Origin of the sequence: Providencia sp. PROV119 (genome assembly GCF_028482435.1) — a bacterium.
Lineage (GTDB): Bacteria > Pseudomonadota > Gammaproteobacteria > Enterobacterales > Enterobacteriaceae > Providencia > Providencia stuartii.
The window spans coordinates 101,775-127,163 of record NZ_JAMPQL010000002.1; the positions used below are offsets into that span (position 1 = coordinate 101,775).

The 25,389-nt window shown below is 39.3% G+C and carries 31 protein-coding genes; 12 read left to right on the plus strand and 19 right to left on the minus strand.

Annotation, left to right across the window (positions count from 1 at the left end):
* Positions 1-52 precede the first annotated feature (52 nt).
* Genes fghA through frmR form a run of 3 tightly spaced genes read right to left on the minus strand, consistent with a single transcriptional unit; the run spans position 53 to position 2,342 of the window.
* Positions 53-883 carry an S-formylglutathione hydrolase gene (fghA, locus tag PSF11_RS02785; RefSeq protein WP_040133128.1) on the minus strand — a complete coding sequence of 277 codons (831 nt, stop codon included), beginning with the start codon at positions 881-883 and terminating at the stop codon, positions 53-55.
* A 58-nt stretch (positions 884-941) separates the two neighbouring features.
* Positions 942-2,054: an S-(hydroxymethyl)glutathione dehydrogenase/class III alcohol dehydrogenase gene (locus tag PSF11_RS02790; RefSeq protein WP_004919779.1), complete on the minus strand. Its 1,113-nt coding sequence runs from the start codon at positions 2,052-2,054 to the stop codon at positions 942-944.
* Positions 2,055-2,069: 15 nt separating this feature from the next.
* Complete coding sequence (gene frmR, locus PSF11_RS02795; protein WP_004919776.1) at positions 2,070-2,342, minus strand: formaldehyde-responsive transcriptional repressor FrmR; 273 nt, start codon at positions 2,340-2,342, stop codon at positions 2,070-2,072.
* Positions 2,343-2,515: 173 nt separating this feature from the next.
* On the opposite strand from frmR, the gene PSF11_RS21175 reads away from it, so the two are divergent.
* Both PSF11_RS21175 and PSF11_RS02800 read left to right on the plus strand, forming a co-directional pair.
* Entirely contained in the window at positions 2,516-2,773 is a 258-nt protein-coding gene (locus PSF11_RS21175; protein ID WP_231136229.1) for a hypothetical protein, read from the plus strand.
* Positions 2,770-3,288, plus strand: coding sequence for a GNAT family N-acetyltransferase (locus PSF11_RS02800; RefSeq protein ID WP_312029018.1), 519 nt, complete (start codon positions 2,770-2,772; stop codon positions 3,286-3,288). Before PSF11_RS21175 ends, PSF11_RS02800 begins: the two co-directional genes overlap by 4 nt.
* A gap of 246 nt (positions 3,289-3,534) precedes the next feature.
* Here the strand turns inward: PSF11_RS02800 and PSF11_RS02805 are convergent, their stop codons facing one another.
* Positions 3,535-4,452, minus strand: coding sequence for an acyl-CoA thioester hydrolase/BAAT C-terminal domain-containing protein (locus PSF11_RS02805; RefSeq protein ID WP_014658348.1), 918 nt, complete (start codon positions 4,450-4,452; stop codon positions 3,535-3,537).
* Positions 4,453-5,193: 741 nt separating this feature from the next.
* Here PSF11_RS02805 and PSF11_RS02810 point away from each other — a divergent pair.
* The 4 genes from PSF11_RS02810 (at position 5,194) to PSF11_RS02825 (ending at position 8,478) form a co-directional block, all read left to right on the plus strand.
* Positions 5,194-6,357 (plus strand): MFS transporter, encoded by a 1,164-nt coding sequence (locus PSF11_RS02810; RefSeq protein WP_004919762.1) that lies wholly within the window; start codon positions 5,194-5,196, stop codon positions 6,355-6,357.
* A gap of 266 nt (positions 6,358-6,623) precedes the next feature.
* A complete protein-coding gene (locus tag PSF11_RS02815) occupies positions 6,624-6,812 on the plus strand; it encodes an FAD-binding oxidoreductase (protein ID WP_053110206.1) in 189 nt (62 codons plus the stop codon).
* Positions 6,813-6,815: 3 nt separating this feature from the next.
* Entirely contained in the window at positions 6,816-7,589 is a 774-nt protein-coding gene (locus PSF11_RS02820) for a GNAT family N-acetyltransferase (protein WP_060561007.1), read from the plus strand.
* 328 nt (positions 7,590-7,917) lie between these two features.
* Positions 7,918-8,478, plus strand: a complete 561-nt coding sequence (locus tag PSF11_RS02825) for an adenylate kinase (protein WP_053110207.1) — start codon at positions 7,918-7,920, stop codon at positions 8,476-8,478.
* A gap of 68 nt (positions 8,479-8,546) precedes the next feature.
* Here PSF11_RS02825 and ddlA read toward each other — a convergent pair whose 3' ends face one another.
* Positions 8,547-9,650: a D-alanine--D-alanine ligase gene (gene ddlA / locus PSF11_RS02830; RefSeq protein WP_004919748.1), complete on the minus strand. Its 1,104-nt coding sequence runs from the start codon at positions 9,648-9,650 to the stop codon at positions 8,547-8,549.
* 138 nt (positions 9,651-9,788) lie between these two features.
* Positions 9,789-10,673 (minus strand): LysR substrate-binding domain-containing protein, encoded by an 885-nt coding sequence (locus PSF11_RS02835; RefSeq protein WP_072502255.1) that lies wholly within the window; start codon positions 10,671-10,673, stop codon positions 9,789-9,791.
* Positions 10,674-10,822: 149 nt separating this feature from the next.
* Here PSF11_RS02835 and PSF11_RS02840 point away from each other — a divergent pair, with 149 nt between their 5' ends.
* The gene (locus PSF11_RS02840) at positions 10,823-11,437 is read left to right on the plus strand and encodes a LysE family translocator (RefSeq protein WP_040133126.1); all 615 of its coding nucleotides are present in this window, start codon (positions 10,823-10,825) and stop codon (positions 11,435-11,437) included.
* A gap of 3 nt (positions 11,438-11,440) precedes the next feature.
* Here PSF11_RS02840 and PSF11_RS02845 read toward each other — a convergent pair whose 3' ends face one another.
* The 3 genes from PSF11_RS02845 to leuE all read right to left on the minus strand — a co-directional run bounded on the left by PSF11_RS02845 (position 11,441) and on the right by leuE (position 13,215).
* Entirely contained in the window at positions 11,441-11,911 is a 471-nt protein-coding gene (locus tag PSF11_RS02845) for an NUDIX hydrolase (protein WP_014658343.1), read from the minus strand.
* A 1-nt stretch (position 11,912) separates the two neighbouring features.
* Positions 11,913-12,305, minus strand: coding sequence for a cytidine deaminase family protein (locus tag PSF11_RS02850; RefSeq protein ID WP_014658342.1), 393 nt, complete (start codon positions 12,303-12,305; stop codon positions 11,913-11,915).
* Between the two features lie 268 nt (positions 12,306-12,573).
* Complete coding sequence (gene leuE / locus PSF11_RS02855; RefSeq protein ID WP_036940216.1) at positions 12,574-13,215, minus strand: leucine efflux protein LeuE; 642 nt, start codon at positions 13,213-13,215, stop codon at positions 12,574-12,576.
* Positions 13,216-13,627: 412 nt separating this feature from the next.
* On the opposite strand from leuE, the gene PSF11_RS02860 reads away from it, so the two are divergent.
* The 4 genes from PSF11_RS02860 (at position 13,628) to PSF11_RS02875 (ending at position 16,364) form a co-directional block, all read left to right on the plus strand.
* Positions 13,628-14,467 carry an AraC family transcriptional regulator gene (locus PSF11_RS02860; protein ID WP_072502254.1) on the plus strand — a complete coding sequence of 280 codons (840 nt, stop codon included), beginning with the start codon at positions 13,628-13,630 and terminating at the stop codon, positions 14,465-14,467.
* Positions 14,468-14,692: 225 nt separating this feature from the next.
* A complete protein-coding gene (locus tag PSF11_RS02865) occupies positions 14,693-15,394 on the plus strand; it encodes an AzlC family ABC transporter permease (protein WP_040133124.1) in 702 nt (233 codons plus the stop codon).
* The gene (locus PSF11_RS02870; RefSeq protein ID WP_004919731.1) at positions 15,391-15,705 is read left to right on the plus strand and encodes an AzlD domain-containing protein; all 315 of its coding nucleotides are present in this window, start codon (positions 15,391-15,393) and stop codon (positions 15,703-15,705) included. Before PSF11_RS02865 ends, PSF11_RS02870 begins: the two co-directional genes overlap by 4 nt.
* A 188-nt stretch (positions 15,706-15,893) precedes the next feature.
* Entirely contained in the window at positions 15,894-16,364 is a 471-nt protein-coding gene (locus tag PSF11_RS02875) for a DUF1456 family protein (RefSeq protein WP_014658339.1), read from the plus strand.
* Between the two features lie 13 nt (positions 16,365-16,377).
* On the opposite strand, the gene PSF11_RS02880 is transcribed toward PSF11_RS02875, so the two are convergent.
* From PSF11_RS02880 to PSF11_RS02910, 7 genes are all read right to left on the minus strand, one after another.
* Complete coding sequence (locus tag PSF11_RS02880) at positions 16,378-17,280, minus strand: LysR family transcriptional regulator (RefSeq protein WP_014658338.1); 903 nt, start codon at positions 17,278-17,280, stop codon at positions 16,378-16,380.
* A gap of 42 nt (positions 17,281-17,322) precedes the next feature.
* Positions 17,323-18,015: a phosphohydrolase gene (locus PSF11_RS02885; RefSeq protein WP_004919724.1), complete on the minus strand. Its 693-nt coding sequence runs from the start codon at positions 18,013-18,015 to the stop codon at positions 17,323-17,325.
* Between the two features lie 43 nt (positions 18,016-18,058).
* On the minus strand, positions 18,059-19,018 hold the full coding sequence (gene accA / locus PSF11_RS02890) for an acetyl-CoA carboxylase carboxyl transferase subunit alpha (RefSeq protein WP_060561004.1): 960 nt from the start codon (positions 19,016-19,018) through the stop codon (positions 18,059-18,061).
* Between the two features lie 130 nt (positions 19,019-19,148).
* Positions 19,149-19,565, minus strand: coding sequence for a helix-turn-helix domain-containing protein (locus PSF11_RS02895; RefSeq protein ID WP_004919718.1), 417 nt, complete (start codon positions 19,563-19,565; stop codon positions 19,149-19,151).
* An 87-nt stretch (positions 19,566-19,652) separates the two neighbouring features.
* Complete coding sequence (locus PSF11_RS02900) at positions 19,653-21,119, minus strand: AMP nucleosidase (protein WP_004919716.1); 1,467 nt, start codon at positions 21,117-21,119, stop codon at positions 19,653-19,655.
* 63 nt (positions 21,120-21,182) lie between these two features.
* The gene (locus PSF11_RS02905; RefSeq protein WP_004919715.1) at positions 21,183-21,491 is read right to left on the minus strand and encodes a hypothetical protein; all 309 of its coding nucleotides are present in this window, start codon (positions 21,489-21,491) and stop codon (positions 21,183-21,185) included.
* A gap of 183 nt (positions 21,492-21,674) precedes the next feature.
* The gene (locus PSF11_RS02910) at positions 21,675-22,583 is read right to left on the minus strand and encodes an AEC family transporter (protein WP_061064052.1); all 909 of its coding nucleotides are present in this window, start codon (positions 22,581-22,583) and stop codon (positions 21,675-21,677) included.
* Between the two features lie 286 nt (positions 22,584-22,869).
* Between PSF11_RS02910 and PSF11_RS02915 the strand changes: the two genes are divergently transcribed.
* Positions 22,870-23,409 (plus strand): NADAR family protein, encoded by a 540-nt coding sequence (locus PSF11_RS02915; RefSeq protein ID WP_004919711.1) that lies wholly within the window; start codon positions 22,870-22,872, stop codon positions 23,407-23,409.
* Positions 23,410-23,558: 149 nt separating this feature from the next.
* Here the strand turns inward: PSF11_RS02915 and PSF11_RS02920 are convergent, their stop codons facing one another.
* The 3 genes from PSF11_RS02920 to PSF11_RS02930 form a co-directional block, all read right to left on the minus strand.
* Complete coding sequence (locus PSF11_RS02920; RefSeq protein WP_053110211.1) at positions 23,559-24,140, minus strand: helix-turn-helix transcriptional regulator; 582 nt, start codon at positions 24,138-24,140, stop codon at positions 23,559-23,561.
* Between the two features lie 146 nt (positions 24,141-24,286).
* Complete coding sequence (locus PSF11_RS02925; RefSeq protein WP_004919708.1) at positions 24,287-24,523, minus strand: hypothetical protein; 237 nt, start codon at positions 24,521-24,523, stop codon at positions 24,287-24,289.
* Between the two features lie 304 nt (positions 24,524-24,827).
* Positions 24,828-25,286: a GNAT family N-acetyltransferase gene (locus PSF11_RS02930; protein ID WP_036940190.1), complete on the minus strand. Its 459-nt coding sequence runs from the start codon at positions 25,284-25,286 to the stop codon at positions 24,828-24,830.
* Between the last annotated feature and the right edge of the window lie 103 nt (positions 25,287-25,389).

Sequence of the window (25,389 nt, forward strand, 5' to 3'; positions counted from 1 at the left end):
CCCTGTATAAAAAATAGGGGTTGGTGATGACAATTTCATCACCAACCGATAATTACGACTTAAGATAACGTGCATGAAATGCAATATGATCACCAATAAAGCTAGCAATAAAATAATAGCTGTGGTCATAGCCTTCACGTAAATTCAATGTGAAATTATGGCGTTTACGCTTGCACACTTCATCAAATAATTCAGGTTGTAATTGTTCTTGGTAAAAAGGATCTGCCGTTCCCACATCAACCAACATCGGCGGTGTCGATTGCGCCTCATTCAATAAATTGATGGTATCATAGCGAGACCAAAGCGATTTATCCTCACCGAGATAAGCAGAAAATGCCTTTTGCCCCCATGGTACTTGTGTGGGAGCAACGATTGGCGCAAAAGCCGATAAACTACAGTAACGGTCTGAGTTACGTAGGCCAATCATCAATGCACCATGCCCCCCCATAGAATGCCCACAAATGGCACGTTTACCATTGGCGGGTAAGTTCGCTTCGACCAATGCGGGCAGTTCGGAGACAATATAGTCATACATTTTATAATGGCTAACCCAGGGTTCTCTTATTGCATTTAAATAGAACCCTGCACCTTGCCCTAAATCATATGCCTCATCATCAGCAACCTGTTCACCTCGAGGGCTGGTATCAGGTGCGATCAAAATAACACCATGCTCTGCTGCAAACTGCTGTGCGCCAGCTTTTGTAATAAAGTTTTGTTCATTACAAGTTAAACCCGATAACCAGTAAATAACCGGGCATTGTTTGTTCGCTGCCTCAGAAGGTAAAAAAGCCGCAAACCTCATATCGCAATTCAATACGGTAGAATGGTGCTGATAGACATCTTGCCAGCCGCCAAAACAGGCGTGACGTTCAATCCTTTCCATACAATCTCCTTATCAATTTGAATGTAAGATAAGCCCGACATTTCGGGCTTGCGGACAATTAATCGTAATGGATCACTGTACGAATGGATTTACCTTCATGCATTAAGTCAAAGGCTTCATTAATCTTTTCCAGAGGCAGTGTATGAGTCACGAAAGGCGCTAACTCAATATCCCCTTTCATGGCATCTTCGACCATTCCTGGAAGTTGGCTGCGACCTTTTACACCGCCAAATGCCGTTCCTCGCCATGAACGCCCTGTTACCAGTTGGAACGGACGCGTCGAGATTTCTTGTCCTGCACCTGCAACACCAATGATAATGGATTGACCCCAACCACGATGCGCACTCTCTAGCGCAGCTCTCATCACATTAACATTACCAATACATTCAAAGGTATGATCAACACCCCATTCTGTCATTTCAATAAGGACTTGCTGAATCGGCTTATCAAAATCGTTAGGGTTCAAACAATCTGTCGCACCAAATTGGCGCGCTAACTCAAATTTTGCAGGATTAGTATCAATTGCAATAATACGCCCTGCTTTTGCTTGCCTTGCTCCTTGGATAACGGCAAGGCCAATACCCCCTAAGCCAAACACTGCAACAGAATCGCCTTCTTGAACTTTAGCTGTATTATGTACCGCGCCGATCCCCGTTGTGACTCCGCAACCCAATAGACATACCTCTTGGTGATTGGCTTCTGGATTAATTTTCGCTAATGACACCTCTGCAACCACGGTATATTCACTGAAAGTAGAGCATCCCATATAATGGTAGAGCGGTTGGCCATTATAAGAAAAGCGGGTGGTACCATCTGGCATAACACCTTTACCTTGTGTTGCGCGAACGGATACACACAAGTTTGTTTTACCTGATTGACAAAATACACATTCGCCACACTCTGCCGTATATAAAGGGATCACGTGATCACCCGGTTTTACACTTGTGACACCTTCCCCGACCTCAACCACGACACCAGCCCCTTCATGGCCTAACACAACAGGAAATAAGCCTTCAGGATCATCCCCTGATAAGGTAAATGCGTCAGTATGACAAACACCGGTATGACTAATTTTTACTAATACTTCTCCCGCCTTAGGTGGCATCACATCAATTTCAACAATTTTCAGTGGTTCCCCAGGCCCAAATGCGACCGCTGCACGTGATTTCATATTGATTCCTTATTTTTAACGCAGGTATGTTCGAATAAGAGAAATAGCGTCATCAACTGACTCTTTTTGGCTCTGCGTAGTTGCAGACTCCTGTAATCCTTCTCGTAGATGGCTCTCTAAAACCCCCGCCATCAACCCATTGACCGCTCCTCTAATTGCCGCAATTTGCTGCAACACAGCACTGCACTCCACTTCATCTTCTAGAGCCGATTCCAGTGCCAGCAGTTGTCCTTTTAATTTCCTGACCCGAGTCAGAACCGCTTTTTTTTCTTTTGGTGAATGTGGCATCGTTAGTCATCCATCATATACATAGGGGGAGTATAGTATTTTTCAGTTCCACTGTACAGAATAGCAAAATTATAGGTCTAAAAATGCGCTATTGGTGATGCACGCTATTAAGGAAAATCCGCTTCTTGTAGACTGGCTTTTAGGATAATAAGACTGATAAATGAGATAATTGAATGAAAAATAATGAGCTGTGTTTTTATCAACAAGAGCGTCATTTCTGGTCAGGAATTTGCAAAAATACCGTAAGCATCAGTGATACAGCTATCGCATATTTCTCTGAACTTCCTATTCCCGCCTTTAGTTTTATCTACTTACACTCCGGCGCATCAATCGCTGATTTTAAAGCAGGCAATGCACTGTTTTTTGAACAAAAAAAACTTATGTCCTTGTCGTACATGAAAAAGTGTTGCCACAGCTCGCGCCAATTATGACTAAGAACCAGTATGAAAATGATGGGGAAACAACGGCAATGGTACTAACCTCATCAAAGATGGTGGATCATACTGACTGTTTACTGCCTGAAAGCTATAGGATTGCCTTAAGTAATGAACAACTGACTGAATGGGCACAGCCATTAATTACTGCGTTTGCAGCCCCTGACAGTGAGGATGATCCAACAGTCATCAACGAATATATCCGTTATCACCAAAGAGCCTTACAGCTAAAGGGGCAACTTCTACACTATGTATTATTTCATGGCAATACCCCTGTCAGTGCATTAACTCTAACCTTAAACGGTAGCATGGCTCGCCTAGACGATATCGGTACAGATACACAATATCAGCGTCAAGGGTTAGCAACCTTATTGATTAAACATGCTTTAAAAACCTGCACGCAAAATGGGGTCGAACGTTGTTTTCTTGAGGCATCAAGCGATGGGTTATCTATCTACAAAAAATTAGGGTTTCCCCCCCTTTTTCGTTACCACAGCGTTATTGTTGAATAGTGGATTGATGGCTACTCATTCCTACATCAACCATTTTTAATCATTATTTAAAACAAGGTTTCTATGTTTTTATCTGTGAAAAGAGCAACTGCCATGGTTTCAATGCCACTAAAAAATAAAAATAGTGAAAACTGTATTAGATTGGCGGTGTTTATTTTGCAAGCGCCTAACAGACTATCTTGATTAGCGTATTGATAATGAACCTCCTCCCCGGAAGGTTTTTTGGAGGAGGCGTTAAAACAGTAGTTAGTTTATGGTTTGATACCACTCGTTAATATCTTTCACAATCAATTCTGTTTGTGATTTTCCTTCTTGATCGAGGAAAAAGTGATCTAACCCCTGATATGTTTTAAACGATACCTGTGGATTATTAATTTTCCCCATCATTCGCACAACACTATGGGGATCTACATTGATATCATCCATTGTTTGAATCACTAAGTGAGGTGTTTTTATCGATTGAAGCAGTTTTTGGTTATTCACTGTTAGCATTTCACGCCACCACTTTTCCCCATGTTCACTCGGAAATTGGTTATCATCTAATTTATTTTGTATTACAGATTTAGCGAATTGTTTAAAACCTTCAATAGATTGCGCGACTTCTTCATTAGGCAATGTTTTTTCAATATTATAAATAACATCGTTAATAAAAAACTGACCGCCACCATTCAATGAGATGGAGGCTTGGATCATATCCGTGTTAGAAACAATTAAATTTGTCACTACCGCCCCTTCACTTCCTCCAAGCAAAATAATATGTTGATAATGGTTTTTTAAATGCCCAATTAAAAATAAATAATTCTCTGCTCTTTCTAATGGAGAATCATTTTTCATATAATCAACAGGACAATTTTCGACTAATGCTCCATCCTCATTTTTTCCAACTTGGCTATCTAATCCCGTTTTTTCAACCAGTAAAATATCATTATTAGGAAATGCCGCGCCAAAATTTTTTATCATCTTAGTGTTATTAATAACACTTTTGCAATCAGAGCCTTGGATCAACACTAATACGTTTTTTGCTGTTTTATCGCTTTGCTTTATTATGTAGTAATGTATCTCTTTCCCTTGTTTATCCTGAATTTTTTGTAACTCAGGACCCTTTTCTGCGTGAGCCGTGAGTGTAAAAGCCACTAATAATAAAATAACAGAGCCTATTTTCATTTTTTACCGTATTTATAATCATAAAATATAACGACATGATTATAGACATCAGAGTGCGCTAAACATGGACTAAAAATGCTGTCTTCTGAATAAAGTTCAACTAAATAAAATTAGGTAAAAGCATAATGAAATTTAATATTTCATTATGCTGAGAAAACGCTAATGTATAAAGGTATGCTGAATATTGCATACTCGTTATCATATATTATTATTTTATTTTGTTGACTAAATTCTGTTGTCAGCACTTGGGACTTTTGCATTCTGATATTCTATTGTGAAACAATTTTCGTGGCACGGCTGCAAGTGGTCGTGTCCTATTTTTTCTAAAAACACGCCTTAACGCTGAATGATCAACTTGTATTGTATCTAACAGTAATCGAACACATTAATTGATTAATCTTGTTTAACTAGGCGCTATTAATACCTAATATACTTCCCTAAGTCATAAATTTAATACATATAACCACAATGCCATACTGATTATCTCTATCTCATTCGAGATACCGTGCTATTTTTCAAAATCAATATAGCTAACATAGATAATATTTTTTTGGTTTCGCATGAGAACCCTATCATATTGATCCTTTAACCTTTATTATTATATAGACTGACAAATGGGCCATCGCACTGATAAGAAGAAATGGACAGAAAAGGGAAATACGCCACCCGATATTAGATGATCCACTTTTAGATACTCTTCATCATAGATAATTTAATAACTAAACTAAATATATTGATAAAATGACTCTATCTCCTGAATTATTAGAAACAACACCGACTACGCCACCAGCCAAAAAAGAGCAAGTGGCAACACGGATTATCTTTTTTATTGCAGGTTTTGCAACCGCTTCATGGGCAGCAATTGTCCCTTTTGTCAAAGCCAATACGGGTGCAAATGACGCCACACTTGGATTATTACTTCTCTGCTTTGGCGTCGGTGCGCTGATTGCGATGCCTTTAACCGGGGCTATTGCTGCAAAATTTGGCTGTCGTAAACTGATGGTGGCCTCGACCATCGCCTTTTGCTTGCTACTCCCTTTACTCCCTGCAATATCACATATCGGTATATTGATTGTTGGCTTATTGCTTTTTGGTGTCGGTATTGGGCTAACAGATTGTGCCATGAACATACAAGCAGTGATTGTAGACAAAGCTTCTGAGAAGCCCATCATATCGGGTTTTCATGGTTACTATAGTGTAGGTGGAATTGTAGGGGCTGGTGCTATGAGTGCCATTTTATTAATGGGTACACCACCAATTGCTGCTGCAATTATTATTTCATTGGTTTCATTACTGTTGCTGTCTATCAGCTTCAAAGGTTTTTTAAGTTATGCCAATGCACCAACCGGCCCTCTTATCGCGATACCCAAAGGTATTGTTCTGGTCATTGGTATTATTTGCTTTGCTATTTTCCTCGCGGAAGGTACGGTACTAGATTGGAGTGCCGTATTTTTAATCGAGCACCACGGTCTAGAAGAATCCCTTGGTGGATTGGGCTTTGCAGCCTTCGCCACAACAATGACAATTGGCCGTTTAACTGGAGATAAAATAGTAATGCGTGTCGGCTCTGCGCGGGTGGTGTTCTGGGGCGCTCTTTTAGCCTGTATAGGCTTTATGATCGCGGTATTATCACCTTACTTATCCATCGCAATTATAGGTTATGCGCTGGTTGGTGCTGGCTGTTCTAATATTGTACCTGTGATGTTTTCATCGATAGGTAAGCAAAATACGATGCCTGAAGCGTTAGCTGTTCCTGCTGTATCCACACTGGGTTACCTTGGTATTTTAGCAGGCCCCGCCGCCATTGGTTTTGTTGCCTTTCAGTTTACATTAGCGACCGCTCTACTCACGATCGCCGCATTATTAGTCATTATTGCGTTTGTCTCTAAATTGGTGAGAGTCTAAAGCTGACAATTAAATAAGATTTTCACCTTAAAACGCCCTGACTAACCCAATAATTAAACATGCACCTTAATCTCTATTAAGGTGCTTATACAAAATCATTCTATCCGATGATTTCAATCTAATTATGTTGTACCGAGGATTACATCGATGAGCGCCCCGAGCATAGTGCAGTGAATATCGCACAAAATGCGCTATCCGTTATTCAAAATTCATTTATAGGTACAAATAGATTACGCTTAGAAAATGCTTTCATAGGAATGCGACCTATGCCACAGGATGAGATGCCAATTGTCGGTAAAGTTGCTGATTTCAGTGGTTTATATATTATTAGTATGCACGCTGCTATCACATTTGCACCATTAATTTGCCATTTGGCACAAGATGAAATAATACATGGCATAGAGCAGACAGCACTTAGCCCCTATCGATTAACACGCTTTGCGTCAGGTAACTGAAACATGAATATTCCGCTCTACTACTTAAGGCATTATCAGTCCATCGAAAAAACATTTTGGACATCGATTTGTGAGCACAGTATCCAGATCGAACAACATACTATATGTTACCTTACCCCTCTAAATTCGCCTGTATTTAACTTTATTTATCTTCAACCTGAATCATCGATTCAAGCATTTAAGCAGGCTCATCACCTTTTTGTTGCACAAAAGAAAAATCATACACTGGTTGTTCCTGAAGAAATGCAGCAAGATATTGTCAATGAGGCACTCGCCTTAGGCTACAAACGTGACAGCGTCACAACAGCAATGGCATTATCACTTGATAAACAACTCCCTGTAGAACTGCCTGAAAATCAAGTGGATATTGTGTTTGCGAACCATGACCTTTCATTGTGGGCTAAGCCTTTAGTATCTGCGTTTTATATTTCGGATGAACACGATAAGGTTGTCAATGAATATGTCCGCTATCATGAAGATGCTTTATTGCAAGGTGCGCCACAATTCCATCTTGTCCTCTTAGTCGCTGGAGAGCCAGCAACATCGATGACCGTCACTATTGAAGGTAGCCTTGCACGTTTTGATGATATTGGTACGGAGCCAACACACCAAGGGAAAGGCTACGCGACACAATTAATCGCTTATGCGTTAGCATTTTGTCATCAACAAGGTGTTGAACACTGCTTCCTTGATGCCTCAGAAGCCGGTTTCGACCTATACAAAAAGTTCGGATTTGAACCTTTATTCCGTTATATTAACTATGTCTGGTGCAAGTAATTTATTAGGCTGGCAATTAGCCCCTACGGCAGCAAAAGTACTAGTAACATCACGCATAGTTTGATCTCTTATCGCAATAAACAAGGTGTGGGTGTCGTTATCACCATGCACCTTGTGAGTCTCTTACGTTAAAACCAATGCCGCTTTTCTTGAACCATAAGTTGGTACTGCTTATGTTTTGCCTGAATAGTGACATCAAGACATTGAGCATTTTTTGTTTGATCAAATAGAATAATTCACTGATAAGCTTCGTTTTCCAGAACGCTTTTGTGCAACTTTACCCTTCAGTAAACCTGAACGGCATATCTACCATAAAATGATTTAACTCATGAAAATTAATGTTATTGGCTGTAGTGGCAGTGGTAAAAGCACCTTTGCCCGGCAATTAGCGTCACTTTACGCTGTTCCATATATAGAAATGGATGCTCTTCATTGGCAAAAAAATTGGCAACCCGCAACCGATGAGCAATTGTATAAGAAATTATCGCAAGCCCTGCAAAATGCACCAAACGGCTGGGTACTTGATGGTAACTATACTCGGACACAACCCATTAAATGGAAAGAGGTTGAGCTGGTGATTTGGCTTGATTACTCATTCTTACGGACGCTTTATCAATCGGTGCGTCGAGTGTTCTCACGGATCAGAAGCAAACAAGAGCTTTGGCCGGATACAGGGAATTATGAGTCGTGGAAAAATGTCTTTTTTAGTCGTGATTCCATCCTAATATGGATGATAACGACCTATCACAAAAGTAAATGGCCTAGGATAGCCAGTATGGCGGATAAACAGTATCAACATATACGTTTTATTCGATTAACGACGCCAAAAGAAACCCAGTTATTCTTAACGCACCTGCAAAAAAATGTTGCGCAGCATCACCGAGATTAAGGCATAAACTAACCGATGTTTTATTAGCGTGACATCGCACGCTAATAAAATACCGCGATATTAGTCAATTAATTAACATCACACGCTGTTTTTAAAGCAATGGTTTGTTGATATTTTTCAATGCCTAGTTCAATAAGGCGGCTGATCAACGCTTGATATGTCATCCCGCCCTGTTGCCACAATTTAGGGTACATACTGATATTCGTAAACCCTGGTAGTGTATTAATTTCATTGATAATAACGTGATTATCTTCGGTCAAGAAAACATCAACGCGAGACATACCACTGCAATTGAGTGCACGATAAGCCTGTAATGCAATTTCCCGTATTTTATCACTCACTTCAACATCTAAATCCGCTGGTGCTACCACAGACGCACCATTTTCATCGATATATTTGGTGTGATAAGCGTAGAAGCTATCATGTAGAACAATTTCGCCACATGGACTTGCCAATGGCTGTTCGTTCCCTAATACCGCACATTCTATCTCACGGCCTTTCACTGCACTTTCGATCAGGACTTTCATATCGAACAAGAAAGCGAAATCCAATGCTGCCTTAAACTCAGACTCATTAGTCACTTTACTGATCCCAACAGAAGAGCCTTGGTTAGCCGGTTTAATAAATAATGGGAGGCCTAATTGTTTAACAACCGCTTCATAGTTGGCTTCAGTGCGATCCGACGCTGTCAGCGTAATAAAAGGTGCAACATGTAGCCCCGCATCGCGTAGTAATCGCTTAGTGATATCTTTATCCATACAGGCTGAAGAGCCTAAAACACCTGGGCCAACAAAAGGTAAATTAGCCATACGCAATAACCCTTGCAAAGAGCCGTCTTCACCCAAATTACCGTGCACAATGGGGAAAATAACATCAATTTGAGGGAGTGGCTGAGCATCTTCAAGGGAAATAAATTGCTGGGTTGTTTTACCAGGGATAATAGCGATACTGCGTTTTGGCGTACTTAGTGCAATACGAGCGGGATCATTTGCATGGATTAAAAAATCAGCTTCATCATATTCATGCCAATGCCCCTGTTTGTTAATGCCGATTAAGCATACATCAAATCTATCGCGATCAAGACCATTAATGATGTTCTTCGCTGACTGCAATGACACTTCATGCTCTGTTGATTTACCACCAAAAATGACACCTACCCGTAATTTACTCATTACTCACTCCACTTAATAAACCGACAAACCCAAGTCTGGAAATATAACACGCTATAAAATAGTTATGTGACAAAATCTTTATTTATCACATGGTTTTGCTGAAAGAATAAACAATTCGAGTGTAAAGTAAAATCTGTGCTACTCCTTTTGGGTTAGTGTATAGCTTTCTTGAAGGCAATCTTTTAGCCACTCAATAAATAGGTGCAAAGCACTTCCGACAACAGGTGGTTTGGGCGACAACAAATAATAAGCTGAACCATCTTCGATAAAACCATAAGGCGCGGTTAATTGACCTGATTGCAACTCATCTTCAACCATTAAAAATGAAGCAATCGCAACCCCTTGACCAGAAATGGCCGCCTGAATGCAAAGGTAAAAATGTTCATATGAAACCTGTCGATTACCTTGCTGACTATTGCCCATCTGCTGTTGCCATTGCTCCCAAACAGAGGGACGAGAGGCTGGATACAGTAACGCAATGTCGCTGGAGCCATCGTGCCAATGTAAATCGGGCCGCTGCACTAACCCCATCCTTTCACGACACACTTCTTCAGCATAAATATGGCTATTCCACTTAAAATCATTACGCCTAAAAGCAAGATCAACACCTGCTTTAGTGAAATCAATAGGCCCTCCTGCCGCAATCAAATGCACCGTAATATGAGGAAATTGCTGATAAAATTGAGTTAATCGAGGAATAAGCCATTTCATAGCGATAGTGGGTTCACAAGAAATACTCACCACATTACTATCAACGACACTGCCAAGCTCTGCTAATGTCTTATCCAATTGAGCAAAGATTTCACTCGTTGTTTGATATAGCTTTTTGCCTGCCAACGTTAAAAAAACCGCTCGGTTACGCCGCTCAAATAATGCAATACCAATCTGTTCTTCAAGCAAACGTATTTGGCGACTGATAGCACTATGCGTGACATGGAGTTCATCCGCCGCTTTAACAAAGCTGCCATGACGCGCGGCGGCATCAAAGAAACGTAATGAGGATAATGGTGGTAATTTCATCATATAGGTAACAAAAACTGACAGATTTACGTCAGCATAAATCGCTTTTTAACTAAATACAATCTATTGATAATACAGTTAATTAATAAACAAGATGATTTATATCAGCAATTTTTAATATCAGTTTTTATTACCTATTAAGGACAGTTAACATGAATGAACTTATTGCTATGGCAGCCATGACTATTTTAGCGGTAATTAGTCCAGGTCCCGACTTTGCCATGGTGACACGTAGTAGTTATGCTTATGGCACAAAAATTGGGTTGCTTGCAGCATTAGGTATAGCCTTTGGGGTGCAGGTTCATGTTTTTTATACTGTATTCGGTGTAACACTGCTTATCATGAACTCACCGACGCTTTTTACTATTGTGAAATTATTTGGTGTGGGATATTTAATTTATATTGGATTTAGCTCATTTACCAATAAACAAAAAATCAATACAGAAACCGGTGAAACACCTAAACCTACAAGATTTGCTGCCTTTAAAATGGGCTTTTTAACTAATGCATTAAATCCTAAAACCATGCTATTTGTCGTTTCTGTATATACGCAAGTGCTCCAAAATTCTCACTCATTAATGCTTAATTTGAGTTATGGGTTTTTTATCTCTTTTGTTCATTGGCTATGGTTCAGTTTGATCGCGTTATTCTTCGCAGCGCCCGTCATACGCAACCAAGTTCTCAATTACCAATTCGTGGTGGATAAAATAATTGGTCTGTTATTAATGGCGCTCGGTGTTTCATTGTTGTTTTTAAATATAAAATAAGTTTTATTTCAACAAGTTAGTTTCATTTACCATGCTTGCCAATTGCAGTAGATCATGTGGGATATTGAGATTGGCTAGCTCTTCAAAAGGCACCCAACAAAATGCAGGATCAGGCGTTTTATCTGGCGATACAAGCTCACATAAATACACCATATCAATATGCCAATGATCCCCTTTTTCTTTATCAGTTATAAACTCTTTTAAGATGGCTAAAGGCATGGGCAAAGCAGTGACTTTTTCACAACCCGTTACCTTGGTTGCTGTTGGATAGGCGCAATCAATCACGCGGCAATCTAACCCTGTTTCTTCCCGTACTTCACGCATTACCGCATCTTGAGGCTCTTCATTATCTTCTAAATGCCCTCCCGGTGGGAGCCAACACCCTAATTTGCGATGCTTATGTAATAAAAACTCCCCTTTTTGATTACGCAGCAATGCCGTTGCCGTGAAATGTTTATCCTCTTGCGTCATCATTCTATTGTTCTCTATTTTGTGTGGCTTTCCAATCATAAGGCATCAATTGCTCTAAGGTGACTTGAGTTTCATTATCGACCCCAACGAGCGTCTGCTTATTTTTATTGGATAATTGACTGACTAATTCTCGACAACGCCCACAAGGCGGTACAACATTTCCAGCGGAATCAACGGCAACCATCGACTTAATGACCGACTTTCCTGCTTTGAGTAATTCAGCAACAGCGCCATGCTCTGCACAAAAACCCAGAGAGCACGCCGTATCAATGCTAATACCTGTATAAATTTCACCATCTTCCGCTTCTAGCGCGGCAGCAACATAACCACATTCAATATAATCATTGATAATAGATGGCTTTGCATAACGGCTGGCAATTTTGACTAAATGCTTCATCAGGTATACATCCTTTTCTCACAGAATAATTTTAATTTTATTATGTCGTTTATCTATGTTGGAAGCCAAACGTGCTCTTTCACCGTTCCATTAGCCAGACTATTTCTGAACACATTTGTACCGCAATAATTCCACTCCAAATCACATGATACTGAAATTCAGAGCACAATTTTGGACGACGGGTTGTATTAGAGACTTGAGAATTGTTTCGAGATTACAGTGATAAAAAAGCCGGCTCATGGCCGGCATCATCATATACCCCTAAAAACTAGGCGGCTAACGCTAATTTAGCCCCAAACATTAAGAAGATAGCACCAATGCAGCTATTAGATAATTTAGACAGTTTTTTGTTATGTTTTACCATGTTAGTAACAGCAACAGCACCAAAAATCAGCATTGATAGATAAATCATACTGCATGCTTCAAGAATGCTGCCTAAAATAAAAAACGGTATGCCTGCATTAGGATAAGCAGGATCAATAAACTGAATAAAAAATGACACATAAAAAATGATCATTTTAGGATTAAGCAAACTTAAAAACACCGCTTTTTGGTATGTTCCTTTCGCTGCTAATACTATTGCATCCACATCCCCAACCGGCTCTTTTTTATGAAAGACGCTATACAGCGTTTTTATTCCTAAATAAACTAAATAGGTAGCGCCAACATACTTAATTACACTAAAAAAGATAGGTGATGTTTTAACCAGTGAAGCAACCCCTAAAAACGATAAAAAAATCAGTATCGCGTCACCCGTAAATACGCCTAGCGCGGCTTTATAACCATTTTTAATGCCATATTTTGCACTACTCGTTAACACAAACAAAGAATTTGGGCCTGGCACCAATGTAATAAAAATGACACCGATTAAATACGTCCATAAATTTGTGATACCAAGATTTTCAAGCATAAGGAACCCGCTAACTTAATAAAAGTTATAACAAAAAATAAACATATTCAGTTAATATTGACTATGATACACGGGGTTATCTTACTATAAAAGATATCACTACGCGCAAATAAAAACATGGGCAAATATGCCATGTATAGACCAAAAACTAGGTTGAATAATCTAAAAATATTGAATTTCATGAACCAATAATTCACGAAATAAACTAAAAATAGAATCGTATTGACACTAACATTTATCTTGGGTTTTTATTCTGCAATATTAAGAATAATTGAAATAATAACCCAAAATAGGCCATTGGGTAGTGATAGTGAAAATAATTAAGATTAAGGGTATAAATAGCATACGTTTAATGCAATATAACTGTGTGTTTATATTCCGTTTTTATCATGGGTAAAGAGTAGGTATTGGGATGGAAAGTGCCAATTATTTTCATTTGCGAGAACTGGGTGGCTTAGAAATGATAGAAGCCCAGTACCATCAACAAAAATTTTCCCGCCATAGCCATGAAGGCTTTTGTATTGGTGTGATTGAAGATGGTGCTCAGCAATTTTTTCGTACTGGTGAAAACCATTATGCACCTAAAGGCGACATTATTGTGGTGAATGCGGATGAAATCCATACAGGCTCTTCTGCTGTAGCTGGTGGCTGGGCCTATAAAGCTATTTATCCTACCCCTGAAATGTTTCAACGCTTAACCTTAGATTTAAAAACGGATAACTACGGAGTGATCCCTTGGTTCCCTAACGCAGTGATCCAAGATCCCGGTTTAGCAGCTCAGTTAAATTTACTATTTAATTTATTATTACAACCCAATAACATCTTATTCAAAGAGACCTTATTACTCTCATCAATGAGCTGGCTTATTTTGAAATACAACAAAAGCCGAGTACAACCCAATGATATTCCCCCTGCAAAACAACGTATGCAGGATATTTGTGACCTAATCATGAGCACCGCAGAGCAGGATCATTCCCTAAGTGAGTTAGCAGCAATTGCTGGGGTAAGTCAGTGGCATTTTCTACGTCAGTTTAAATTACATACAGGCACAACCCCCCATACATTTTTAATCCAAGCAAGATTATACAAAGCTAAAAAATTGCTATTACAAGGGGAGAAACCTGCTGATGTTTCAAACCAGTGTGGTTTTTCTGATCAGAGCCATTTCACACGGCATTTTAAGAAATCCATTGGGGTCACACCTAGCCAATATACGCGGCATATTACCAGTGGCGGCATTCATTTATGCTAGCCCTTATTTCCGTTATCAGCTGAATAACCGCTTTTATTATTGCTTAAAAGATAGCTGGGAATATTGCGTGCAAATTGTCCACATTGTGTAAATTAAAGGCTAGTTATTTACTTTTATGCCATGGCATTGGTGATAATACACTCATATCAAGAGCAATTTTATTCTATCAGCCATCTCAACTCGACAGTATGATAAAAATAACGAAGCAAAAAAGGTATTAAATCAATGTATTCACAACAACGTAGCCAATGGCAACGTGCTTTTACTCATGGGGCTCTGCACATGACTCCATTGAATTTAGCAGTGATCCCATGGGGTGTTTTAGCAGGTTCAATGGCTGTTGAAGCCGGACTTTCATTTTGGCAAAGTATTTCTATGTCAGCGATGATATTTGCTGGCGCAGCACAACTTGTTACTTTAGGTTTACTTAATTCTGGGGCGGGTTATATCACTATTATTATATCTGTCTTCTTTATTACTTCACAGCATTTGCTATACGGCCTAACAATGCGGCCTCATGTTAAGGATTTTACTGCCACTCAACGTTTAAGCATTGGCTTTTTATTAACAGACGAACTATTTGCTATTAGTGCTGCTAAACGGCAGCCACTCAGTTTTCCTTATTTATTTGGTGCTGGATTCAGTTTTTATATTGTTTGGTTAATCACCAGCCTTCTTGGCATTATGATGGCCAATTTCATTACTGACCTAAGTCGCTTACATTTAGACTTTTCTGTGGTTGCGACACTATTAGCGATTGTTGTTCCACTGACAAAGAAAATAAGCACAATTTGTGGCGTGATATTTTCATTAGTTGTGGCCGTTACCCTCTCTCTATATTCAATAAGTAGTGCGATTGTCATCGCGGGTGTTGGGGGGATGTGTGTTTCAGTTATTGTTTCTCGATTACTTAAGGAAGAAAAATGATTTGGGTATTGATCCTGACACTGACGGTTATTGTTTTCTCTTTACGTTACGTTTTTCTGATCCCACAGCTTCCTGTTAGGTTGCCACTGTTTATTAAACAGGCTCTCGGTTATTCAGCGCCTTGCTTATTAACCGCAATTTGTGCTCCGGTGATCCTGTTAGATAATCATGCGTTGCGGGATTTCCCTGATAACCCCTATTTATGGGGAGCTTTATTTTGCGTCGTTGCCGCGGCGTTACTGAAAAATATGCTATTAACTGTTGGGTTAACCTTAGTCTTTTTTTATAGTCTCATCTATTTTATCGGCTAATTCAACGTCAGACACAATATGCGTAAGGTAGGCTAAAATCGTCTATTTTACGCATTCTTATATTGATAAAAACAAAATTACTCTCTAGTATGCCTTTCTTAAAACGCCTCAATATTTTTGAATCTCAACATTGATAACTATCATTGGTGATTGATTTAGAAAACTTAATTTATGGAAAATCAATAGCCATGCTTAATAATTATGTTTTACGTCGTATTCGCTACATACTAGACCTTAGTGATAACCAGATGGTGGAAATTATGCAGCTCTCTGGTTTAACGGTGACCAAAGCAGAAATAGTAAGTTGGCTAAAGAAAGATGATTCCCCCGAATATAGGGAGTGTAATGATAAAACCTTGGTTCACTTCCTTAACGGTTTAGTCTATTTTCGTCGAGGTAAAAGCGATAACCACCCTGCTCCGACAGTTGAAACACATATCAACAATAATATTATCCTTAAAAAACTCCGTATCGCTTTTGCATTAAAAGATACCGATATGATAGAAATCTACCAAAAAGCCGATTTTCGAGTATCTAAACCCGAAATTAACGCCCTATTTCGTCACCCCGAACATAAAAACTACCGTGAATGTGGTGACCAATTACTGCGCTATTTTCTAAAAGGACTCACCCTGAAATTACGCCATACTTCAGCATGATTGAGTCTGGCAATTACACCTTCTTATTGGCAAATAATGGGATTAAATATTGCAAAAAAGCATCAATCTTCGGTGATAATGAACGTCGACTCGCATAAACTGCACGTAATTCAATCGGAGCGGGTCGCTCAGCAAACTCAATAACTTCAAGTAAACCTTGCTCAATATCTGGTTGGCAAGATTCCATCGCTAAAATGGCATAGCCAATCCCTTTTAATGCAGCAACTTTAGCTAAAATACCGCTATTAACTCGGTATCGACTATTAATATTGAGTTTTTGAGGGCGTTCTTGTTGGTCGATAAATATCCATGGCTGACCGGCTATTGCACTTAAACTTGAAATACAAGGCATATTAGCTAGCTCCGTGAGGTTTTTCGGCTTGCCCGTTTGTTCAATAAGATGAGGAGCCGCCACAACAACGCTCGGCCAAGCTTTTATTAATTTCGAATGATAGCTGCTATCGCCTAATTCACCCCGATGGAACGTTAATAATAAATCGATATCATCATTAATCACATCTAAAGGCATAAGCTGAGTATCACAATGAAGCGTTAATTGTGGATGCAACAGAGCAAAATCGGTGATTATGTCGGCTAATAGTAGGCTTCCCGTCTCACTAGGAATAGTGAGCCGTAATGTTCCTGTTAATCTCTCACGATGGCTTATTTGGCTCAATATATCATCAAGCTCTGCATAGAGATTTTGACTATGCTTCCATAATATTTCACCTTGCTCTGTCAGCCTCATATTCCGCGTTGTTCTCTCAATTAACCGACAATTGAGCTGAGTTTCTAATTGCTTAATACTCCGGCTAACATTCGATGTCGGCATAGACAGTTGTTGTGCGGCACGAGCAAAATTGCCCTGAGACGCCACAGAAACAAAAACTCTTAATAAATTCAGATCAACCGACATTTATCGCCTATCCCTATTGAATACATCAAGCCACTACCTTAATTAGAGCCAAAACTGTTCGATGATATGATCATCAAACTGGACACTATTCCCCTTTAATTCAGCACTTAATTTCGCCATAAACTGTACTAAATAATTCGCATTTTGAGTGGCGAGCAATCTTCCCATTGAAGTTTGCATAGTACTCGGTAATTTAAGTAATTTTTGCTGAAAGTGATCTAAAGCCCATTGAGTATCATCCAGTGGCCTATTTTGTGCAAAAGGATCATTTGCATCAAATAATGCCCTATTCAATTGGCCACTAACGGCAAAAACACGCGCTAAGCCAATTGCGCCAAGTGCTTCTAACCTATCCGCATCTTGAACAATTTTCGCTTCAATCGTTTTTGGTTCGAGCTGAGCACTAAAACTATGGGTGATAATACAGTGAGCAATCGGTTCATAGTAATGTTCAGGTAGGCTTGGAAAATGAGACTGAAAAATACTCACCGCTTTATCAGCACTTAAAGAAGATGCTTGGTGTCTTTGGGGGTGATTTTTCGGCAATGAGACAAAATCGTGAAAATAACAGGCAGCCAATACAACCAAAGGATTAACTTGTTCTATTGGCTCCATAATTTTTTGTGCCGTACGCCAAACTCGTCTAAGATGAAAAATATCATGGGCATTATCATCATTAACCCAGTTTTTTAGCAGGTAATTATCAAACTCATTCGCCCATTGCTCTATATTCATTTCTATCACCAAACGACTTCAGATAAAAATGACTATATCATGCTTAACAGTAACCAAACGCCATAATTTTCTGATATCTTTCGGCCAATAATAGATCAACATCCCGTTTTTTGAGGGCCTCTAAATCAATAAGCAACTGCTGTTTTAAATTTTCACTCGCTAATACATAATCGCGATGTGCGCCACCGAGCGGTTCAGGGATAATAGTGTCAATAATACCTAGCTCCTTGAGCCTTTTGGCTGTCATTCCCATTGTTTCCGCAGCAACTTGTGCTTTTTGTGCATCCTTCCAAAGGATTGAAGCACAACCTTCCGGTGATATTGCCGCATATGTGCTGTACTCCAACATATTAATACGGTCGCCAACCCCTATTGCCAGTGCACCACCAGAGCAACCTTCCCCTGTTATCACGCAAATGATAGGTGTTTTTAGGCAAGACATCTCCATAATATTTCGTGCTATCGCTTCAGCTTGCCCTCTCTCTTCTGCACCAATACCGGGATATGCCCCCGCAGAATCAATGAATATCACCACAGGTAAATGAAAACGCTCAGCCATCTTCATTAACCTTAATGCCTTACGGTAACCTTCCGGGGAAGGCATACCGAAATTTCTCATCACTTTTTCTTTTGTGGTACGCCCTTTCTGTTGACCTATAACCATAACAGGTTGCCCGTCAAGGCGTGCTAGACCACCAACAAGCGCCTTATCATCCGCAAATGCCCTATCTCCAGCCAACTCCTGAAATTCCGTAAAAATCAGCGAAATATAATCTAGGGTATAGGGCCTCAATGGATGCCTTGCAAGTTGAACTATTTCCCAAGCACCAAGCTGAGAAAAAATTTTCTTTGTCAGTGTTAAACATTTTTTCTCCAGCAACTTGATCTCTTCATCGAAATCAATATCAGGCTGTTGGCTATTTTGTTTAAAAGCCACTAAGGCGTCGATTCTTTCATTAAGTTCGACGATAGGTTTTTCAAATGCTAAGAAGTGAGTAGACATAGGACCCTTTAAATCAGTGTAGCAATACCTAAAGTGTAGTTAAGATCTAAAAGGCTTTCTATGAAGGAAAATGGGATAAATTGTTATCAAAAGTGGGATAATCACGCGGTTATACCCACTAGATTATGCCTTATTGGCTGAATTTTCGGCTATTTCGTAGGCCTATCGACATTATTTTTTGAAATTTAGGGCAGGCTAAATGATTTTCTTCAGGGCAATTGACGATATGCAAAATACCTTTTTTTAACGCCGACAAATCATCAATGACTTTTTGAATTTCCTCTGCTTTTGTTATTAAATAGCCACGATCAATCGTTGGTCCATTTCTTTGATTCAACATGGTGCTTATTTCATCAAGTGAAAATTTTGCTTCTCTCCCTAAAGCAATAAGTGATAAGCGAGTCATCACATCTTTACCATGATAAACACGCTTCAAACCTTTACGACCAATCGGGGTAATTAACCCCTTTTCTTCGTAATAGCGCAACGTCGATGGCGGTAAGCCCGATAGCTCACTCACCTCAGAAATATCTAGTTCATCAACCATGGCGTTAATAACTCGCTTAATTCACCCATACCTCATTTTTTCATTTGCCACTGCAAATGTCATTGATTCGGTATCTATACTTTTTTATTACCTAAAAGGAGGCTCATCAAAGGTTCTTAATTTTCTTGAATGCAGTTTATCGCCTTCTTGTCGCAAAAGATCAATCGCTCGAATACCAATCTGCAAATGTTCTGAAATTGCCCCTTCATAAAAGCTATTTGCTTGCCCTGGTAATTTGATTTCACCATGTAATGGTTTATCAGAAACGCATAATAGCGTCCCATATGGCACCCTAAAACGATAACCTTGAGCCGCAATAGTCGCACTTTCCATATCTACAGCAACAGCACGGCTTAAGCTGAAACGGCGGGCCGTTGCAAAAAAGCGTAATTCCCAGTTACGATCATCCGTTGTTACCACCGTACCTGTTCTTAGCCGTTGCTTAACTAATTCACCTGGCATATTACTGACTTGTTTCGTTGCATCGTACAGTGCCCTTTGTACCTCTGCGATACTTGGGATGGGAATATCAGGGGGTAAAACATCATCTAAAATATGATCATCACGTAAGTAGGCATGAGCTAATACATAGTCACCAATTTTTTGACTTTCACGTAAGCCGCCGCAATGGCCTATCATTAACCATGCGTGTGGCCGTAATACCGCCAAGTGATCACAAATATTTTTTGCATTCGATGGACCAACACCAATATTAACTAATGTTATTCCTACACCCTCTTTCGCGATCAGATGATACGCTGGCATTTGGAATTTTTTCCATGTGAGATCAGACGTGGCAATTTGTGGGTCAGCGTTTTCAGCCGTTAAATAATTGTGCCCTACACAGGATAATGCAACATAACGACTATTCGGATCCCTAACTTGCTCGCAAGCCCAGCTTACAAACTCATCGACATAACGATTGTAATTTGTAAACAAAATATAAGGTTGCACATGTTCTGGCGGCGTTCCCGTATAATGTTTCAGTCTCGCTAAGGAAAAATCGACACGCAAAGCATCAAAGTGAGAAAGGGGCATCTCCTCTGCGGATTGAAATAAACCGTCGGTAATATCATCACTAATATCTGCAAGATCTGTAATAGGAAAATGAGCCGCTAGACTGCTACTCATACTTCTATCTAAAGCTAAATCAGAACCATCAATCACAAACGGGTATGGCACTTCAGTTTGTGAGGGGTAAACAGAAAAAGTGACATCATAATCTTGCTGTAAAATGCTCAGTTGCTCGGTTAAATATTGACGAAATAGATCCGGCTGGGTCACCGTAATACGATACTGTCCGGGCTTAACAAAACGTGCATATGCCCTCGTTTTTACGCAATGATCAATTTGACCATGCCACTCAACACATAGTTCAGGATAGGCAAATAATCCCTTTTTGCGGGCATCCGCATCAGGTAATTGCCCATCAGTCACATAAGCTGCAATGGCACTTCTTAAAGAATCAATGGCATTTGTGTACAGCAATGAAAGTTTATCTAATACCTCATCAATAGATAGATTTTCATTATTTTGACATTTTTCTAAAGACACACATGACCCCTTATCATCAAATGATATTATTACCTTATCAAGCAGCAGTGTATGTCTTTAATATTATTCAAACAAGCCTTTATACATTCGCGTTGGGGATAAAAAATTCGTCTTTTCAGGTTGTAAACGCCTTACAACCTTGGTTTCAAAAAGCCATTGAAATTCAGCTTTGCTGAGGCTTAATGGCTGCCCAGTATTACTTTCAACGACAAATAGCGTATTATTTTTAATACCTTTAATTTTTATCCCCATCAACTCAGATTCTTTGGTTGTGAGCTTCTCGGGTGAACTAAAAATAGCCTCTATCGCGCGTGAACTGGGAATGGAGAGTGTTTGGTTTATTTGGGGTTGTTGATTAATACAAAATGGCATTAGCGTTCTCAATAAACAGAATTTTGAATGTAGATATAGCCATTAGACATATTTTATCTAAAACTGTCATAATGCGTTATTCCTACCACCATTTTATCCCCAAAATTAACCCCATATTTTAACAAAGCGATTCTCTTCAAACCCATTATCTCACTTAAGCTAAATAACGATAGCAGCAATGAGTTAATGTATTATCTGGGTAAGAATGAATGGTAATGTCACGACAGCAATTACGGTCTGCAAAGTGATGATGCCTGCCATAAGCTGACTATCACCATTTAGTTGACGAGTTAAAATATAAGCCGTCGGCGCCGTCGGTATTGCAAAGAAAATCACAAATAACGCGGTTTCAAACTCCGGTAATGAGAATAATTTTGCTGTTAAAAGCGCTAATACTGGCATCGCTAATAAACGTAACAGCGTAGAGGTCATTAGCGGCTTAAATTCTTTCCTGAGCGTCGATGTTTGCAATGCCGCGCCAATACAAATTAACCCTAATGGTAAACTCGCTGCCGCAAGTAGCTTTAATAGTTGTCCTGAACCAAAAGGTAATCCTATTGGAGATAAGTTCAGCAAAATACCAATAATACAAGAGAGGATTAACGGGTTTTTAATGATCGGTAAAAATAACTGTTTGATAGAAACTTTAGAGCCAGTGGTTAATGCTAAGACCGCAATAACATTACAACTTGGCACCAGTATCGCCATAATGACGGCAGCAATCGCTATGCCATCAGTACCAAATAAATCGGCTATAATTGCAAGCCCTAAATAAGTATTAAAGCGGGTAATACCTTGAATATGAGCACCAAACCGTGGTATTGGCATTTTAAAAAGTAATTTAAAAATTAGAACTAATACACTGCTAATAATAAGCACAAAAAATATCGCACCCGCGAGATAAGGCAGTTTAGGGCTATCAAGTGGGGCACTCGCTAAACTGTTAATCAATAAAGCAGGAAACAAAATAAAATAGTTCAGTTTTTCAGCGCTAGGCCAAAAATCAACCGAAAACAGCGATGAACGACGTAATATAAAACCCATTGCTATCAGTGCAAATAAAGGCCATAAAACTAACAATATTTGTTCCATATTTTTATACTTTACTTTCGTTAATAACCTTACCCAATAAGAGGGCTTACTGTATCGTTAACAAAATGTAATAGTTAGGTAAAAATGGCTCTATTCACGCGTGAAAATGCGACTTTTTATATCATTTATAAAAAATGTCTGATGCCTCACGTTTTATTTAATTTTCAACACTTGCCAGTTACTTTTTAATCAATCTATTTAAGCTATAACTACAGGTCTTTCTTATGGTATTTCGAAGAATTTATCGATACGCTACCCCAATAGAAATTTATTAGAACAATTTATTATGGATATCCAAACCCTTTGCAAACAATACCGAACAGGTAAAAAATTGAAATACCTCTTTTTCTGGGGTCATCAATCAAAACAAAAACAAGTTACCAAGAGTTGCCTGAGCCAATGGTATCCAGCTACTTTTATGGTTGAAGGCAATCGCTTTGCCAGTGCTGAACATTTTATGATGGCAGAAAAAGCACGATTATTTGATGACAATGAAAGTTTCGAGAAAATTATCCATGCCCCAAATCCTGGCGCTGCAAAAGCATTCGGTAGAGAGGTACGAGGCTTTCAACAGAGCATATGGGATGAACATAGATTTAATATTGTTGTCGCAGCAAATCTTGCTAAGTTTTCACAAAATGAAGAGTTAAAAACATTTTTATTAAATACCAATGAAAGAATATTAGTGGAGGCAAGCCCTGTTGATAAAATATGGGGGATCGGCCTTGCTGAAGATAGTGAAAATATCGAGAACCCTCTCACTTGGAAAGGGCTCAATTTATTAGGTTTTGCGCTTATGGAAGTACGTAAACAACTAGCAACTTAAAACATTCCTTACTCACTCTAACATTGAACCAAGAAAATTGGCTTCCCTGCTACCACAAGCATTGAGTATTCGAGTTGTAGCTGGCGGCTTAGATATCATGAGCATTAAAATTACCCCCTTATGTCAATAAGGGAGTATTTTAAGATTGGTTATTTAACATTCATTTTATCGGCGTATGCTGCTCTTTTTTGCCTATTATCGACGATTTTTTTCGTTATCGATTCAACTTCAAGCAAATCATCACATACACTTGATCGTAATGCCAAGTTCCATTTACTTAATGCCTTCGCATTCGTTACTAATTCAGGATGGTGATTTAACCTGCCATTAATTTGTAACCAATTAGCAACCTCAGCCCAATCCCATAAAGGGGATTGCCCTTTAATACGCTGTATTGGGTTTGGAAAATCCCCTGCACCCCGCTTACCATCTTTCAGCATTGCAACCGCTTGCCTTGAGAGATGTGTTAAATCAGCAATATCACTCAAGCCGACGAGCACCGAATCAACCGATTCTACTCTTGCTCCTAACCCAGATGTTTCAACATGATGGATAGCTGACTCAATTGCATCATCTAATGATTTAGCCTCTCTATCAAATTCTAGATAGACCGATTTACCATAAAAACAGATTAGCGCATCACCGCAACCACTTTCATACAGCGCATCTTCAAGTCCTGGGGTATCAGCATTAACACCTGAAAGCACCAACGTGAAATTGTATAGTGACACTGTATTCTCCTTGATACTCGCCATACATTAATGGATTCGTTAATAGATACCTTTAACTGAGACCATTTTATTATCTATACCGTTCTAGGTGACCTTTCTCATCCCCTAGATTATTCGCTTGAAACAGGCGGCAATGCCGCCTTAAATTAATTTCCAGACCGATAACAACTATCAACTTTCCGTTTGATCTGTTTAGCATGATCCTCAGGACGGCTTGGTGTGGACCACACGCTCATTTGATGGTTTTGATGTGCATCATTCGCGTCACCACAGCGTAAACGGCAAAAGGCATGCGAACTATGACCCGCTGATACCAAAACCCAGCCTTTAGAGACAGCATATTCAATCGCTGATTGAATGTGTTTGTTTGGATGTCTCTTCATTTCCCTCCTGTATCCGTACTGTAGTTACTTCGTTGACAGGTGTCAACAAGGTGTTTTCCTTTGAATATCACATGTAGTGATTGTTTACTGTTATTTTTCAATAACAGTCGGATATAACTTAACAAAAAGCTACTTTGAACTTTGTCTGAAATTAAAACAATGAGCATAGCAAAGGAGATAAAAGCCCCACCGCTCGCAAAAACAGTGGGGATGGCAGAAATCGCCAAGAGATCACAAGTAGGATAAAAAATCTTCGGATGATGAGTGGGTATGTAACCTATCTCATGAATAAATCACTAAAAGATTACAACGGCATTCTATATTCAATCACACCTGGTTTTTCAGCAACCCAATCATATAAGCGCTGCCCTCGTAAATTGGTTTCCTGCGTATGCCAATACAGACGTCCACAAGCTTGTTTTTTTGCTTGTTCATGCACGAATTCAATCAGATGTTTTCCTACCTGACGCCCCCTTACGTCTGGCGAAACAAATAAATCTTCCAAATAGCAGAAATTATTTTCCGCCCATGTGGAGCGATGGTAGAGGTAATTGACAAAACCAACCACTTTTTCACCTTCAAGTGCAACGGCGCAATACATAGGCTCATTTTCATCGAAAAAACGCGCCCATGTTTTTAATGTGATTTCTTCGCTTAAATCCACTTTATAAAATTCTTGATACTGCAACCAATAAACTAGCCATTGCGGATAATGCTCGGGTGACACAAACTCAACAGTAACAGGTAACATATTGTTATTCATGATATATCCTTTAACGATTCGACATATAAAACAATGGCGCTATATTACATATCAATCTGGTACTAAATAAGATACACTTTTGCTATTTATTTAGGATCCACTT